The sequence below is a fragment of the Pseudomonas sp. genome (genome assembly GCF_030698175.1).
GTDB lineage: Bacteria > Pseudomonadota > Gammaproteobacteria > Pseudomonadales > Pseudomonadaceae > Aquipseudomonas.
On record NZ_JAUYNT010000042.1, the window covers coordinates 27,611 to 42,978 of the forward strand.

Below are 15,368 nucleotides of genomic sequence, written 5' to 3' on the forward strand. Positions count from 1 at the left end.
ACAAACAGCTGGAACCTGCGTGCTAACCGGGTTGCTTGTGGTTACCCACAAAAGCTGTGGATAACCTTGTGGATGGATTTGTTCGACAAGCAGCAAAGGCCCGCGCCACCGGGCCCTAAGATAGATCGGACATTTTTTAGACAGAATAAAAAAATCAACAAAATCAATAAGTTAAAAAGCCAAAAAAATCAAGTCAGGGTTTTGACAGAAACTCTGCAGAGCGCCCCAGTGATTGTGCATAAGCGTAACACTTACACCTCTTGAAGCCGGACAAGCGCAGCACTGTCAAGGTAAAAACTACTTTTCTAACCGCCACAACGCACAACGCCCCGCAAGGGCGGGGCGTTGTGTTGTCAGCAAAAAGCTTACTTAGAAGCTTGTGCCGCAGGGTCTTTGATCGAGAGCAATTCCAGGTCAAATACCAGCACCGAGTTAGCTGGAATTTCTGGGCTTGGGCTCTGTGCGCCGTAGGCCAGCTCGCTTGGAATGTACAACTTAACTTTCTCGCCAACGTGCATCAGTTGCAGAGCTTCAACCCAACCAGGGATCACACCGCTAACTGGCAAGTCAATCGGGCTGCCGCGCTTGATCGAGCTGTCGAACACTTTACCGTCAGTCAGGCGGCCTTCGTAGTGAACGCTCACCACGTCAGTGGCTTTTGGCTGTGCGCCTTCGGCTTTGGTCACCACTTCATATTGCAGACCGGAAGTGGTGGTGATCACGCCTTCACGCTTGGCGTTGTCTTCGAGGAACTTCTTGCCAGCCTTGCCAGCTTCTTCATTCATGGCAGTCACGCGCGCTTCGGCACGTTTTTGCAAAGCAGCAAAGGCTTCAACCAGCTCTTCGTCTTTCAGTTTTTGCTCTTTCTTGCCGATAGCGTCTTCGATGCCTTGGGCAACAGCTTTTGAATCCAAATCATCCATGCCTTCCTGAGCCAGGCTTTTGCCCATGTTCAGGCCGATGCCGTAAGAGGCTTTCTGCGCAGGGGTAGTCAGCTCAACTTTAGTCTGCGAGTCGCAGCCTGCGAGAACTAGACCTAACAGAGCTACCGTCGCTAATTGTTTCATGTGGATTCCTTGTTCGTGCGCTAGATGGGCAAAGCAAATTGAAGGCGCGAGCTTAACAGGCGACCTTTATCACTGGCTACCGGCCATCAGAACGAAAAAATGCTGAATAGTTCAGAGACTTAGAATTTTTTTGAATTTTGTTTTGAATTTAGAATTTATCGCGATACAAGAGGTGTTGCGAGGTAGTAACAGACGTAACGATTTGAAGCGAAGATAAAAAATGGCGCAGCGGACGGGACTCGAACCCGCGACCCCCGGCGTGACAGGCCGGTATTCTAACCGACTGAACTACCGCTGCGCGTAACACCAAAAGTAATGGTGGGTGATGACGGGATCGAACCGCCGACCCGCTGCTTGTAAGGCAGCTGCTCTCCCAGCTGAGCTAATCACCCTTCACTTTCGAAGTGCGCGCATTCTAGGCTGCTTATTTAATTCTGGCAAGCCTTAAGTTAAAAAATTTAATCGATGCAGCAAAGACTTAGCGCGCTATTAGCCAACGACGGCCGAGGAGGGAATAATGCCCGCTTTGCACTAAATGGAGATGCACCCGTCATGTGGTTTCGTAACCTGCTCGTCTATCGCCTCACCCAAGATCTGCCCTTCGATGCGCAAGCACTGGAAACTGCACTGGCCGCCAAGCCCGCCCGCCCCTGCGCCAGCCAAGAACTGAGCACTTATGGCTTTATCGCACCGTTCGGCAAAGGTGAAGACGCGCCCCTGGTTCACGTCAGCCAGGACTTCATGTTGATTGCCGCCCGTAAAGAAGACCGCATCCTGCCCGGCAGCGTGGTGCGCGATGCCTTAAAGGAGAAGGTCGAGGAGATCGAAGCCGAGCAAATGCGCAAGGTCTATAAGAAGGAGCGCGACCAGCTGAAAGACGACATCATCCAGGCCTTCTTGCCCCGCGCCTTTATCCGCCGCTCGGCCACCTTCGCGGCCATCGCACCGAAGCTCGGTCTGATCTTGGTCAACGCCGCCAGCCCGAAACGCGCCGAAGACCTGCTCTCGACCCTGCGCGAAGCCATCGGCTCGCTGCCAGTGCGGCCACTGACTGTCAAAGTCGCACCGACCGCGACCCTGACCGAATGGGTCAAGACCCAGAAGGCCGCCGACCACTTCACCGTGCTCGACGAATGCGAACTACGCGACACCCAGGAAGACGGCGGCATCATTCGCTGCAAACGCCAGGACCTGACCAGCGAAGAGATTCAGTTGCACCTCAGCGCCGGCAAGCAGGTCACCCAATTATCGCTGGCCTGGCAGGACAAACTGTCTTTCGTGCTGGACGACAAGACCATCATCAAGCGCCTGCGCTTTGAAGACCTGCTGCAAGACCAGGCCGAGCAAGATGGCGGCGACGATGCACTGGGCCAGCAGGACGCCAGCTTCACCCTGATGATGCTGACCTTCGGCGAGTTCTTGCCGCAGCTGTTCGAAGCCCTCGGCGGCGAAGAGATCCCGCAGGGCATTTAAGCCCGCCCGCCGGCGCCGCCAACTAGGCAGCGCCGGCTTATATAGCTAGCCCCTGAAAAATCCCGATACAGAGCAACACTGCGCATTCGCCCGCGCAGCTTGCCCTGCGCCTGTATATGTGCAAAATAACGCACAGCGCAAGGACGACCTTGCCCCTCACTGGCTCATCATCCGGGGACGACCCCAGTCTTAAAGCTGCACTGGAGGTCATCATGGCTTGGATAATTCTGTTTTTCGCCGGTCTGTTTGAAGTCTGCTGGGCCGTCGGCCTGAAATACACCGAGGGTTTTACCCGCCCGCTACCCACCGCCCTAACGGTCGCAGCGATGCTGATCAGCCTCGGTTTGCTAGGCCTGGCGATGAAGGAATTACCGCTGGGCACGGCCTATGCGGTCTGGACCGGGATTGGAGCTGTGGGCACGGTGATCGCCGGGATCTTGCTGTTTGGCGAGTCCATGGCACTGATTCGTCTGCTCAGCGTTGCGCTGATCGTCTGTGGCTTGCTCGGACTAAAGCTCAGCCACTGAGCAAAATTCTGCACAAGCCGGTTATTCGACCGGTTTGTGCAGACAGGCCTGATTAGCGAATCGCGCCGCGCAAGGCGCCCACTTCGGCCTGCAGCGTTTGCCGGTCGGTGTTGGCCGCCAACGGCTGGCCGGCGACCAGGGTCACCCGCGACCACAGCCGGCGAAACAGACCCTTGCCCGGGTCGCGGCTGAAGAAACTGCCCCACAAACCTTGCAGCGCCATGGGAATCACCGGCACCGGGTTTTCCGCCAGCACCCGCTCGACTCCCGACTTGAACTCATTCAGCTCGCCATCGGTGGTCAGCTTGCCCTCGGGGAACAGGCAGACCAACTCGCCGGCCTGCAAATACTCGGCAATTTTCTTGAACGCAGCGTCGTAGATCAGCAGGTCTTCGTTGCGCCCGGCAATCGGCACAGTGCCGGCGGTGCGGAAGATAAAGTTCAGCACCGGCAGGTTGTAGATCTTGTAATACATGACAAAGCGGATCGGCCGCCGCACCGCCCCGCCGATCAGCAAGGCATCGACAAAGGACACATGATTGCAGACCAACAGCGCCGCGCCCTCATCGGGAATCTGCGCCAGCCCGCGGTGCTCCACCCGGTACATGGAGTGGCTGAGCAGCCAGATCATGAACCTCATGCTGAACTCGGGAACTATCTTGAAGATGTAGCTGTTCACCGCGATGTTCATCAGCGACACCACCAGGAACAACTCCGGGATGGAGAAACCGGCGACGCTGAGAAACAGGATGGAAACCAGCGCCGAGACCACCATAAACAACGAGTTGAGGATGTTATTCGCCGCGATTACCCGCGCCCGCTCGTGCTCGGCGGTGCGCGCCTGGATCAACGCATACAGCGGCACTATGTAAAAACCACCAAACAAACCTATGCCGAAGATGTCGCCGAGAATCAGCCAGGCCTGCGGCTCACTCAGTACCGCCAACCAGCTATGGGGTTCAGCGCCCTGAATAAAGCCGCCGGAATGCCACCAGAGCAAGATGCCGAACACCGTCAGGCCCAAGGAACCAAAGGGCACCAGACCGATCTCCACCTTGCCGCCCGACAGCCGCTCGCAGAGCATCGAACCGGTGGCGATGCCCACCGAGAACACCGCCAGAATCAGCGTCACCACGCCCTCGTCGCCATGCAGCAACTCTTTGGCGTAAGCCGGGATCTGGGTCAGATAGACCGCACCGAGAAACCAGAACCACGAATTCCCCACCAACGAGCGCGACACCGATGGCGTCTGCTGTTGCAAACCCAGACGCATGATTGCCCACGACTGGCGGAAGATATTCCAGTCCAGTTTCAGCTCTGGCAACGCCGCATGGGCCCGTGGAATACCGCGACTGGCCAGGTAACCGACGCAGGCCACCAACACAATCGCGACTGCCACCCAGTTAGCGTAATGGCTGCTCGACAGCATGATGCCGGCGCCGATGGTGCCGGCCAGGATGGCCAAGAAGGTGCCCATCTCCACCAGGCCATTGCCACCCACCAGCTCATCGTCGTGCAGGGCTTGCGGCAGAATCGAGTACTTCACCGGGCCAAAAATCGCCGAATGGGTACCCATGGCAAACAGCGCGATAAACATCAGCGGCAAGTTATTCAGCAAAAAGCCGCTGGCGCCCACCAGCATGATGACGATCTCGGCCAGCTTGATCGCACGGATCAAGGCGTCCTTGGCGAACTTCTCGCCAAACTGGCCGCCGAGGGCGGAAAACAGCAAAAACGGCAGAATAAACAGCAAGGCACACAGATTGACCAGCAAGGCCCGGTCGGCGCTCAAGCTGAGTTTATAAAGGATGGCGAGAATCAACGACTGCTTGAAAATATTGTCGTTAAACGCGCCGCACAGCTGCGTGAGGAAAAACGGCAAGAAGCGTTTCTTACCCAACAGGGCGAATTGCGAGTGAGTGGTCATAGTCCCTTGATACCTGTTTTAAGACCAAGCTGGCCGTCAGTTATTGGATCGCATCCCTTGGGGCAAAAGCCACAGTCTTGGCCGATTTTGTCCGGTTATTGCGACAAAGTCGGCCTCAGTTACAAGGGTAATTGCCCCAACAGCCCGCGCAACAGAAAAAATATCAGCAGACCGCCACCGATGGTGGCCAGCAAATGCCGGGTCAAGGCCGCAATCAGGATGGTCGCCAATCCGGCAAGCAGATAGGCGTTATCCAGCGCCAAATCAAAATGTTGGCCATCCGGCATAAACATCCCGGGGATGACAATCGCGCTCAGTACCGCGCTCGGCACGTAATGCAGGCCTTGACGCACCAGCAAGGGGAAGCGCAAATGCGGGAAGGCAAACAGGCTATAGCGGATCGCGAAGGTGATCGCCGCCATGGCCAGAATCAGGTTCCAGCTCGACATCAGGCAAGCTCCTGCGCCCAAGCGGCATGGCGTTCCAGCAGCAAACCCACGGCAATCCCACTGGCGGCCGCCGCCAACAAACCCAGCTTGTAAGGCAAGCCATGACAGGCCAGCGCCACAGCCCCAGCCACCAGCGCGGCCGCCACTTGCGGGCGATTGCGCAGCATCGGCACCACCACGCCGATAAAGGTCGCCAGCATGGCGAAATCCAACCCCCAGGTGGCCAGGTCCGGTACCGATTGGCCAAACAGCACGCCAATCAAGGTGCACAGCTGCCAGTTCAGGTACATCGCCAGCGCCGCACCGAAAAAATACCAATGTTTGTACGGCGAGCTGTCGGCCTGCGCATAACGGTGTTGCACCACCGCGAAGGCTTCGTCGGTCAGCCAAAACGCCAAAGGCACTCGCCAGCGCGCCGGCAAGTGCCGCACAAACGGCTGCAAGGTGGCGCTATAGAGGGCGTGACGCAGGTTGACCACCAAGGTGGTGAGCAACAACACCGCCGCGCCCGCACCGGTGCCGAGCAGGGAAATCACGATAAATTGCGCGGAACCGGCAAACACCAGCAGCGACATGCCCAGGGTTTGCCCCGCCGACAAGCCGGCACTGGCGGCCAACGCGCCGAAAATAATGCCAAACGGCATGGCCCCGACCAGCAAGGGCAACATGTCGCGGGCGGCTTGCAGAAACTCGGATTGACGGGACATAGGCTTTCCTTGAACGCCGCGCGGCTTTATTCCGGCCACTTCAAGCACCGAAGCGCGCTTGCAGCTGTTGTTTGACCTGCGGCCAGTCTTGGTCGGTAATGCTGTACAGCAGGCTCGCATCCAAACGTCCGTCGGCCAGGCGCCGATGGTTACGCAGCAAACCCTCAGGCTGGGCGCCGAGTTTCTCGATGGCCCGTTGTGAGCGCAGGTTGCTCTGCGCGGTTTGCAACTGCACGCGCACCAGCTGCCATTCTTCGAAGGCATGCCGCAGCATCAAGTATTTGATCATGCTGTTCAGGCCGCTCGCATGCTGCGCCTGATCGAGCCAGGTCCAGCCGATTTCCGCTGCCGGCAGCAGCGGATTGAAGCCTGCAAAACGCGTGGTACCCACCAGGCTATCGCCCAGCCGCACACTGAACACCAGCGCCCGCAGTTCACGCTGCTCGAGCAACGCCTGGCGATACCAGTCGGGGCGCAACGGACCATTCATATAAGTCAGTTGTTCACGGTTGGCTTCGGCCAAGGACAACAACTCGGCAATATCGGCTTCATGTAGCGGAGCAAGCCGCAAAGCACCGCGCTGCAAGGTGGTTGGCTGTAGTAGCAACATCGCCAAACTCCGTTATATCAACTGCGGCCAGAATCGCCGCGGGCGGCCACGCTAACAGGGCCAGGCAGGTGACTCAAGGCATGCGACCTTGGTCGCCCCTGACGGACGGCGGCTGACGTGCGAGACTTGGGCACAATTAACCAACTGATTCACGCAGGCCCAGCAGCCGCGCGAATGTTGCCCGAGTCGTCCGCTGCCATTGGAGTTTGCATGACGCTGTCCATCGGCCTGATTGCCGTTGTCGCCCTGGCCTATATGGCACTGTTGTTCGCCATCGCCTTTTATGGCGACCGACGCCGCACGCCGCTGCCGCCCAAGGTTCGCGCCTGGGTCTACAGCCTGTCGCTGGCGGTGTATTGCAGCAGCTGGACCTTCTTTGGTGCGGTCGGACAGGCCGCCGGGCAGCTGTGGGCGTTTCTGCCGATTTACCTGGGACCAATCCTGCTGATGCTGTTCGCGCCCTGGATGCTGCAAAAGATGCTGATGATCAGCAAGCAGGAGAACATCACCTCGATTGCCGACTTTATCGCCGCCCGCTATGGCAAATCGCAGTCGCTGGCGGTGGCAGTGGCGCTGATCTGCCTGGTCGGCGTGCTGCCCTATATCGCCCTGCAACTCAAAGCCATAGTGCTGGGCGTCAACCTGATGCTCGGCGGCGAGGCCGATGCCGGTGGCGTGCATGCCCAGGACACCGCGCTGATCGTGACCCTGACGCTGGCGCTGTTCACCATCCTGTTCGGCACCCGCAGCCTGGATGCCACCGAGCATCACCGCGGCATGGTGCTGGCGATTGCCTTCGAATCCTTGGTCAAGCTGCTGGCCTTTATCGCCGTAGGCATTTTCGTCACCTACGGCCTGTATGACGGCGCCGCCGACTTGCTGGCCCAGGCCCAAGCCGCGCCGCAGCTAGAAGCCTTTTGGCAAGAACAGGTGAACTGGCCATCGATGCTGGTGCAAACTTTTGTGGCGATGATGGCGATCATCTGCCTGCCCCGGCAGTTTCACGTCAGCGTGGTGGAAAACACCGAACCGCAAGACCTGCGCTTGGCGCGCTGGGTGTTCCCCGGCTACCTGGTATTGGCCGGTTTGTTTGTGGTGCCGATTGCCCTGGCCGGCAAACTCTTGCTGCCCGCAGGCGTGGTGGCCGACTCTTTTGTGATTAGCCTGCCGCTGGCCCAAGCCCACCCCTGGCTGGCGTTGCTGGCCTTTATCGGCGGCGCTTCGGCCGCCACCGGCATGGTGATTGTCGCCAGCGTGGCCCTCTCGACCATGGTTTCCAACGACATGCTGCTGCCCTGGCTGCTGCGCCGGCAAAACGCCGAGCGGCCGTTTGAGGTGTTTCGCTACTGGATGCTCAGCGTGCGACGCATCAGCATCCTAGTAATTCTGCTGCTGGCCTATGTCTGCTACCGGCTGCTGGGCTCCACCACCAGCCTGGCCACCATCGGCCAGATCGCCTTCGCCGCCGTCACCCAGCTGGCACCGGCGATGCTCGGCGCCCTGTACTGGAAGCCCGCGAACCGTCGCGGGGTATTTGCGGGTTTAGCGGTCGGCGCGCTGCTGTGGTTTTACACCCTGGTACTGCCCCAGGTGGCCCGCGGCCTCAGCTGGTCCCTGGGGCAGTTTCCAGGTTTGGAAGGATTGACCAGCAACGCCCTCGGACTGCCCATCGACCCGCTGACCCAGGGCGTGGTGCTGGCCCTGGCCGGCAACTGGTTGGTGTTTGCCGTGGTGTCCATGCTGTCGCGCACCCGGGTCTCCGAGCACTGGCAGGCCAGCCGTTTTATCGGCCAGGACAGCAGCCTGCGCCCGAGCAACCGCACCCTGCTGGCGGTGCAACTGCAAGACCTGCTGCTGCTGGCCGGCCGTTTTGTCGGTGAGGAGCGCGCGCAGCAAAGTTTTCTGCGTTTTGCCCAGCGCCAAGGCCGCGAATTCAACCCCACGCAACCGGCCAACAGCGAGTGGATCGCCCACACCGAACGCTTGCTAGCCGGGGTGCTCGGCGCCTCCTCGACCCGCGTGGTGGTCAAGGCCGCCATCGAAGGCCGCGAGATGCAGGTCGAAGACGTGGTGCGCATCGTCGGCGAAGCCTCGCAAGTGCTGCAGTTCAACCGCGCGCTGCTGCAAGGCGCAATTGAAAACATCACCCAGGGCATCAGCGTGGTCGACCAAGCCCTGCGCTTGGTGGCCTGGAACCAGCGCTATCTGCAGCTGTTCGACTATCCCGACGGGCTGGTGCGGATCGGCCGGCCGATTGCCGACATCATCCGTTTCAACGCCGAGCGCGGATTGTTCGGCACTGGCGATACCGAGGCACACATCGAAAAACGCCTGAACTGGATGCGCCAAGGCAATGCCCACAGCTCCGAGCGACAGTTTGCCAATGGCCGGGTGATTGAACTGATCGGCAACCCGATGCCGGGCGGCGGCTTCGTCATGAGCTTCACCGACATCACCGCGTTTCGCCAAGCCGAACAGGCGCTGATTGCCGCCAACGAAGGCCTGGAACAACGGGTCGAACAACGCACCGAAGAACTCTCGACACTCAATCAAGCGCTCGGCGAAGCCAAGGGCATCGCCGAGGCCGCCAACCAGTCGAAAAGCCGCTTTCTCGCCGCCGTCAGTCACGACCTGATGCAACCCTTGAATGCCGCCCGACTGTTCTCCGCCGCGCTCTCTCACCAGACCGAAAAACTGCCCCGCGATGCCCAGGAACTGGTGCGCCAGCTGGACAGCTCGTTGCGCTCGGCCGAAGACCTGATCGGCGACCTGCTGGATATTTCCCGCTTGGAAAGCGGCCAGGTGATTGCCGAACGCAAAGCCTTCCCGCTGGCCAACCTGTTCGCCACCTTGGGCGGCGAATTCAAAGCCCTGGCGCAACAACAGGGCATGGATTTTCACCTGCACAACAGCCAGGCCTGGATCGACAGCGACAGCAAGCTGCTGCGCCGCGTGCTGCAAAATTTTCTCACCAATGCCTTTCGCTATGCCCAGGGCCGCGTTTTGCTCGGTGCCCGCCGCGAGGGCGACTGGTTGCGACTGGAAGTCTGGGACCAAGGCCCAGGCATCCCGGAAGACAAACGCCTGGTGATTTTCGAAGAGTTCAAACGCCTCGACAGCCACCAGACCCGCGCCGAAAAAGGCCTGGGCCTGGGCCTGGCCATCGCCGACCGACTGTGCAAAGTGCTCGAGCATCCACTGCAGGTGCGCTCCTGGCCGGGCAAGGGCAGCGTGTTCAGCGTCAGCGTGCCGCTGGTGCGCGCGCCACAAATCCAGAGCAAACCAATCGCCCCGGCCCTCGGCCAATTACCCAGCGGCAGCCAGGTGCTCTGCATCGATAACGAAGACAGCATTCTCAGCGGCATGCACAGCCTGCTGTCGCGCTGGGGCTGCCAGGTCTGGACGGCGCGCAACCGGCTGGAGTGCGAGCATTTGCTGGACGAAAACGTGCGCCCGCAACTGGCGCTGGTCGACTACCACCTGGATGACGGCGACACCGGCACCGAGCTGATGGCCTGGCTGCGCACCCGGATGGAAGCGCCGGTACCGGGCGTGGTGATCAGCGCCGACGGCCGCCCGGAGCTGATCGCCGCCGTGCATGCCGCCGGCCTCGACTACCTGAGCAAACCGATCAAACCCGCCGCCCTGCGCGCCCTGATCAGCCGGCATTTGCATCTGGGTTAATACGCAAAAAATAGTCGGCCAGCTGCTGGGCAGACCTGACCCCAGGAGCATAGCGAACAGCTCGCCAAGGCGCGGTGAGTACTCCGCCAGCGACCACAGCGGCCGGTGTACTGCTTGCGACGACTTGCCCTACGCGCCGCTGCCCACCTGCGGGGCAGTCGTGTTGGCTACCCACTCCCACCATTCGTGCTGGCCTTCGGCGGCGTTGCCTTGGGTGCGGTGGATGTCCCAGGTCACCAGGAATTCGGGGTTAAGCATGTCCATGCCGCTCTCGGCATGCCGGTAATGGCCGGGGGCGGCGCGAAACCAGGCGTCCAGATTGGGCGGCAGGATAAAGATCGGCTGCAGCACAGCCGGGTCGCTGTGCTGCAACTGCACCGAGATGCCCAGTTCCTTATCCACCGAACTGACGGTGCCGCAGCATTGGCTTTGCTTGAGCAGCTCGCCCTCCAGGCCGAAGTAGCTCAGGCCGATGACGCAGGTTTTACCCAGTAAGTCTTCTAACTGCATGGTCAAATTCCAAAGCGTAGGGTGGGCAACCGCGAAGCGTTGCCCACCAGCAGACAGGCCGCGCCGGCGGATTACGCAGCGCCCACCCGTTCAATCGATAGACAGGTGACTGTCAATCAATGCCGCAGCTGCGCCACGCCGACTTGCGGCATATTGGCCAGGCCGATGTCGCGGGCGTGCTGTTCGAAGCCTTTGTTCTTCCAGAAGAAGGCGCCGGGCATGGTGGTTGGGATCACCAGCACATAAAACAGTGCGCGACTGACCAGACTGGTTAACACCAACACGCCGCCGACCAAAGCCCAGCCCAGCAGACTAAACAGCCCGGCGTTATCCAGCAGCAACAAGCTGGCGAGCAAACCGCTGGCCAGCAGCAGGTTGAGGCCCAGCAGCACATTGCGCAGGATAAAGGTTTTGCCGAAGGTGGTGCTCTGGATGTAGTACGAAGCACCACCTTCGTTCTCGACACTGCCCATGGCGCGGGCATGCGCCCAGTGGCCGATGGCCTCGACCGCCAGGCCGAGGCACAGCACGCCGGCGCTGACCAGCAGCGCCACCTGATAGCTTTCGCCCAGCAGGGCCAGCGTTGGGATCATCACCAAGGCGCTAACCAAGGCCCCCAGCGACAGCATGCTGCCGAAGAACGCGGTGCCGACCTGCCAGTGGTTCCAGAACGGCCGCGCCTTGATCCGGTAGCAGCGGTTCATGTAGTACAGGCCGATCAGGCTGGACGGCACCGCCAGGGCGCCAAACACAGTGGCCAAGCTGGCGCTGGTGGCCGGCGCAATCAGGCTGGCGATCTCAGTGCCAAACAGCGCGCTTAACACCGTTTGAAACAGGCCATTGGCCGGCAGGCTGAACAGGATATGCAGGCCCAGCGTCGCCATAAAGATGGCGATACCCAAGCCCTCCCGGGATACCGGCGAATGGCGCAGGTTGTTGAAGCCGCGGTAGAAGCGCTTGGGTTTGCCCAGGTGCATGGTCGACATAAACAAGCCGAACGCCACCATCAAGAAGCACAGGCCGGCCAGCGGCACATAGAGCAGCGACTGGCTGAACCGCAGAAACTCCAGCAGGCCCAGTTGCGCACCGAGAAACGCCAGGGCAAAGGCCCCCGCCGCCGCTTGGGTGGCCAGGGTAAAGAGCACCAGCGGGTTTTCTTTCGAGCTTAGCCGCGCCAAATTCCAGTGCTTGGCCTTGCCCTGCTTCTGGTCGATGGCCGGGCGATAACGGCCCTTGGCGTCTTTGTGATACTTGACCGGCATGGAGTCGGTGCGGGTCATCTCGTCCGGCAGTTGTTTGATCTGCTGGAAGCGGATATTCGGCTGGGTAATTTCCGGCGACGGGAAGCCGGGGATTTCCACCCGGGCCTGCTCGCGGTTGGCCGGGATGTTTTCGATCACGCCAAAGTCCAACGCGTTGCCGACGCAGGCCGACACGCAGGCCGGCTTGAGGCCCACTTCCAAACGGTCCACACACATATTGCACTTGGACACTTGGCCTTTGACCGGGTCCAGTTGCGGCGCGTTGTAGGGGCAGACCCAGGTGCAGTAGCCGCAACCGAAACAGGTTTCCGGGTCTTGTAGCACCGCGCCGTATTCGACGTGTTTGGTGTAGGCGCGGGTCGGGCAGCCTTTCAGGCAGACCGGATCGTCGCAATGGTTGCAGGCCATGGAGATGTTCATGCGCTTGTAGTCAGGGTAGCTGCCGCCCTCGACATAACCCACGGAGCGAAACGCCAGGTGCGGCGGGTTGTTGTTTTTCTCGCTGCAGGCCGCCTCACAGGCGTGGCAACCGATGCAGTTGTCGGCGGTGAAGAAGAACCCATGCTGCTTGTTGCGATTGGGGTTGCTACCGACCGCCGGGTTCTCGTTGATAAACAGCGAACGACCGAGCGGCAGCTTGTGCTCGGTCAAGTCCAGCAGGTCGATCTTCTGGCCGTAGCGGTTGCTGTCGGCAATCTCTTTATCGCTGAGGAAAGCATAGGGCTGCTCCTCGGTGCGCACTTCCCAGATGCTCGCGTCGCTGCTGTTGTCGGCGGCAGGGACGAACTGAATCGGGCTGTGCCACTGCTCGGCGCAGTTACCGGCGGGGCTGTTTTCGGAATCTTTAGTCAACATAGTCTGGCTCCCGGCCGGTCAGAACGCGCGGCGTTCGAGGTTTAAACGCGCCGCTTCTTGCTGGTCAATCGGCTCCACGCGCACGGCGTTTTGCTTGAACGCTGGCTGGCGTGAATGGGGATCGAGCAGGCCCAAGGTCAGGCGGTTAACGCAGTCGTGAAAGTGGAAAGGCACGAACAACATGTCGCGACCGACCCGCTGGGTCAGCTGCACCATCACCACCGCATCGCCGCGCCGGCTGACCAGCCGCACATAGCTCTGGTGCTCGATGCCCAGCGCCTCGGCGGCGTCCGGGTTCATCTCCATATAGGGGGTGGGGCTGAACTTGTTGCAGTTGCCGATCTTGCCGGTACGGGTACGGGTGTGGAAATGCTCGACCACCCGCCCGGAGTTGAGCCAGAACGGGTACTCAGTGTCTGGGCATTCGTTGTTGTTGAAGAAGCGCACCGGAATCAGCTTGGCGCGGCCATCGTCGGTCTGGAAATGCCCATCGGTGTACAAGCGGCGCGCACCGATAAAGTCCTGACGACGCTGCATATCAAAACTCAGCACCGGGCCTATGGCGGCCTCATCTAGCTGCGCCTGGGCCTCACTGTAGGGCCATTGGATACCGCGCGCCGCCTCGATGCGGTCGTAGCTCATGCCGGAAATATCCAGGGTGCGGCCCTTGCCCTTGGACAACTCGCGCATCTCCTCGAACGCGCCTTCGGCGGTCTCGGGGAAGTGGATTTTATTCCGCTCGCTGAAGCGCTTGGCCATCTGATTGAAGATCCAGAAGTCCGGTTTGGAGTCGGCAAAGGGCGGCAGCACGTTGCGGGTCAGGTTGACCCGCCGCTCGGTGTTGGTGTGGCAACCCTCCTTCTCGGCCCACACGGCGGCGGGGAAATACACATGGGCGTACTGGGTGGTTTCTACGTCCGAATAGACGTCCTGCACCACCAAGAATTCCAGTTTCTCCATGGCCTTGCGAATCCGTGGCTGGTTGGCCATGGAGGTCATGGGATTGGTCGCCACCAGCCACATGCCCTTGATCTCGCCGGTCTCGATGGCCGGGAAGATGTCGGTCTGCGCCAGGCCGCGTTTGGCCGGGAAGAAGCTCGGATCTATGCCCCAGAAATCCGCCACTGTGTTGCGGTCTTTTTCCTTTTCCAGCGCGCGGTAGCCCGGCAGGCCCGAGCAGGAGGACCACTCGCGGGTGCCCATGGCGTTGCACTGGCCGGTGATCGACAAACTGGTGCCGCCGGGAATACCGATATTGCCGGTGACCAGATTGAGGTTGTTGATATTGACCACGCCATCCGAGCCGTGAGTTGACTGGTTGATGCCCATGGTCCAGATGCTCATGGCGGTCGGCGCCTTGGCGTAGATGCGCGCCACGGTGCGGATGCGGTCTTCGTCGATGCCGCACACATGCTGGGCGGTCTTGGGGTTGTAGTCGGCCACCAGGGCGCGCAACTCGTCGATGCCGTTGGTGTGCGCGGCGATGTAGGCGTCGTCTTGCAGGCCTTCATCGAAGATCACGTAGAGCATGGCGTTGATCAGCACGCAGTCGGTGCCCGGGGTGATCGGCAGATGGATGTCGGCAAATTGCGCCAGCATGGTCACCCGTGGATCGACCACTATCAGCGGGAAGCTGCGTTTCTCCAGCGCCTCTTTCAGGCGCCAGTAGATGATCGGGTGCTGCTCGGGCAGGTTGGAGCCGAACGCCATCAAACAATGGGTGTGCTCGAAATCGTCGTAGCAACCGGGCGGACCATCCGAGCCGAACGAGCGCTTGTAACCGGACACCGCCGAGGCCATGCACAGGGTGGTATTACCGTCGTAGTTGTTGGTGCCGATTTGCCCACGCACCAGTTTGCCGAGGGTGTAAAACTCCTCGGTCAGCAGCTGGCCGGTGGAGACCACGGCGAAGGCATCGCGGCCGTATTTCTCTTGGATTTCCTTGATCTTGGCCGCGGTGGTGTCCAGTGCGCTGTCCCAGCTGGTCGGCTGAAATGGCAGGTGGGCCTTATCGCGCGCAAGCGGCACCGTGCCGCGCCCCGGTGACTCGAACAGCTCGTGCTCCAGCAGGCCCTTGATGCACAGCTTGCCGCGATTAACGTCGGCGCCGGCATGGCCACGGCTGGTGACGATGCGGCCGTCCTCGCCCAACCCCAGCTCGATGGCGCAGCCAGTCGAGCAGTAGTTGCAGGTAGTGTATTTCCACTCTTTAACGGTTTTCACGGGGATGGCAATCGGCTTACGGTGTGTGCGACCAAAGATCATGGAATGTCCTACTGACCGCTGTCTGGGCAGCG

At 60.4% G+C, this 15,368-nt stretch carries 11 protein-coding genes and 2 tRNA genes; 3 read left to right on the forward strand and 10 right to left on the reverse strand.

Annotation, left to right across the window (positions count from 1 at the left end):
* Positions 1–365: 365 nt before the first annotated feature.
* The 3 genes from Q8R10_RS20465 to Q8R10_RS20475 all read right to left on the reverse strand — a co-directional run bounded on the left by Q8R10_RS20465 (position 366) and on the right by Q8R10_RS20475 (position 1,459).
* Positions 366–1,067: an FKBP-type peptidyl-prolyl cis-trans isomerase gene (locus Q8R10_RS20465; RefSeq protein ID WP_305655938.1), complete on the reverse strand. Its 702-nt coding sequence runs from the start codon at positions 1,065–1,067 to the stop codon at positions 366–368.
* A gap of 221 nt (positions 1,068–1,288) precedes the next feature.
* Positions 1,289–1,365: transfer RNA gene (locus Q8R10_RS20470), tRNA-Asp, on the reverse strand.
* 18 nt (positions 1,366–1,383) lie between these two features.
* A tRNA-Val gene (locus Q8R10_RS20475) sits at positions 1,384–1,459 on the reverse strand.
* Positions 1,460–1,619: 160 nt separating this feature from the next.
* Between Q8R10_RS20475 and rdgC the strand changes: the two genes are divergently transcribed.
* A complete protein-coding gene (rdgC, locus tag Q8R10_RS20480) occupies positions 1,620–2,540 on the forward strand; it encodes a recombination-associated protein RdgC (protein WP_305655939.1) in 921 nt (306 codons plus the stop codon).
* Between the two features lie 212 nt (positions 2,541–2,752).
* Positions 2,753–3,067, forward strand: a complete 315-nt coding sequence (sugE, locus tag Q8R10_RS20485; protein ID WP_305655940.1) for a quaternary ammonium compound efflux SMR transporter SugE — start codon at positions 2,753–2,755, stop codon at positions 3,065–3,067.
* A 52-nt stretch (positions 3,068–3,119) separates the two neighbouring features.
* Here sugE and Q8R10_RS20490 read toward each other — a convergent pair whose 3' ends face one another.
* From Q8R10_RS20490 to Q8R10_RS20505, 4 genes are all read right to left on the reverse strand, one after another.
* A complete protein-coding gene (locus Q8R10_RS20490) occupies positions 3,120–4,994 on the reverse strand; it encodes an MFS transporter (RefSeq protein WP_305655941.1) in 1,875 nt (624 codons plus the stop codon).
* A gap of 119 nt (positions 4,995–5,113) precedes the next feature.
* On the reverse strand, positions 5,114–5,443 hold the full coding sequence (locus Q8R10_RS20495) for an AzlD domain-containing protein (RefSeq protein ID WP_305655942.1): 330 nt from the start codon (positions 5,441–5,443) through the stop codon (positions 5,114–5,116).
* Positions 5,443–6,150, reverse strand: coding sequence for an AzlC family ABC transporter permease (locus Q8R10_RS20500; RefSeq protein WP_305655943.1), 708 nt, complete (start codon positions 6,148–6,150; stop codon positions 5,443–5,445). The genes Q8R10_RS20495 and Q8R10_RS20500 overlap by 1 nt, the downstream gene beginning before the upstream one ends.
* Positions 6,151–6,190: 40 nt before the next feature.
* A complete protein-coding gene (locus tag Q8R10_RS20505) occupies positions 6,191–6,760 on the reverse strand; it encodes a GNAT family N-acetyltransferase (RefSeq protein WP_305655944.1) in 570 nt (189 codons plus the stop codon).
* A gap of 210 nt (positions 6,761–6,970) precedes the next feature.
* Here Q8R10_RS20505 and Q8R10_RS20510 point away from each other — a divergent pair, with 210 nt between their 5' ends.
* Complete coding sequence (locus tag Q8R10_RS20510; RefSeq protein ID WP_305655945.1) at positions 6,971–10,444, forward strand: PAS domain-containing hybrid sensor histidine kinase/response regulator; 3,474 nt, start codon at positions 6,971–6,973, stop codon at positions 10,442–10,444.
* 129 nt (positions 10,445–10,573) lie between these two features.
* On the opposite strand, the gene Q8R10_RS20515 is transcribed toward Q8R10_RS20510, so the two are convergent.
* The 3 genes from Q8R10_RS20515 to Q8R10_RS20525 form a co-directional block, all read right to left on the reverse strand.
* A complete protein-coding gene (locus Q8R10_RS20515; RefSeq protein WP_305655946.1) occupies positions 10,574–10,954 on the reverse strand; it encodes a hypothetical protein in 381 nt (126 codons plus the stop codon).
* Between the two features lie 116 nt (positions 10,955–11,070).
* Positions 11,071–13,071: a DmsC/YnfH family molybdoenzyme membrane anchor subunit gene (locus tag Q8R10_RS20520; protein WP_305655947.1), complete on the reverse strand. Its 2,001-nt coding sequence runs from the start codon at positions 13,069–13,071 to the stop codon at positions 11,071–11,073.
* Positions 13,072–13,089: 18 nt separating this feature from the next.
* Entirely contained in the window at positions 13,090–15,336 is a 2,247-nt protein-coding gene (locus Q8R10_RS20525; protein WP_305655949.1) for a molybdopterin oxidoreductase family protein, read from the reverse strand.
* Between the last annotated feature and the right edge of the window lie 32 nt (positions 15,337–15,368).

What these genes read in the sequence shown, in the direction of transcription:
- Q8R10_RS20465 (WP_305655938.1), bottom strand. Translation starts at nt 1,067, where the DNA reads ATGAAACAATTAGCGACGGTAGCTCTGTTAGGTCTAGTTCTCGCAGGC.
- rdgC (WP_305655939.1), top strand. Translation starts at nt 1,620, where the DNA reads ATGTGGTTTCGTAACCTGCTCGTCTATCGCCTCACCCAAGATCTGCCC.
- sugE (WP_305655940.1), top strand. Translation starts at nt 2,753, where the DNA reads ATGGCTTGGATAATTCTGTTTTTCGCCGGTCTGTTTGAAGTCTGCTGG.
- Q8R10_RS20490 (WP_305655941.1), bottom strand. Translation starts at nt 4,994, where the DNA reads ATGACCACTCACTCGCAATTCGCCCTGTTGGGTAAGAAACGCTTCTTG.
- Q8R10_RS20495 (WP_305655942.1), bottom strand. Translation starts at nt 5,443, where the DNA reads ATGTCGAGCTGGAACCTGATTCTGGCCATGGCGGCGATCACCTTCGCG.
- Q8R10_RS20500 (WP_305655943.1), bottom strand. Translation starts at nt 6,150, where the DNA reads ATGTCCCGTCAATCCGAGTTTCTGCAAGCCGCCCGCGACATGTTGCCC.
- Q8R10_RS20505 (WP_305655944.1), bottom strand. Translation starts at nt 6,760, where the DNA reads ATGTTGCTACTACAGCCAACCACCTTGCAGCGCGGTGCTTTGCGGCTT.
- Q8R10_RS20510 (WP_305655945.1), top strand. Translation starts at nt 6,971, where the DNA reads ATGACGCTGTCCATCGGCCTGATTGCCGTTGTCGCCCTGGCCTATATG.
- Q8R10_RS20515 (WP_305655946.1), bottom strand. Translation starts at nt 10,954, where the DNA reads ATGCAGTTAGAAGACTTACTGGGTAAAACCTGCGTCATCGGCCTGAGC.
- Q8R10_RS20520 (WP_305655947.1), bottom strand. Translation starts at nt 13,071, where the DNA reads ATGTTGACTAAAGATTCCGAAAACAGCCCCGCCGGTAACTGCGCCGAG.
- Q8R10_RS20525 (WP_305655949.1), bottom strand. Translation starts at nt 15,336, where the DNA reads ATGATCTTTGGTCGCACACACCGTAAGCCGATTGCCATCCCCGTGAAA.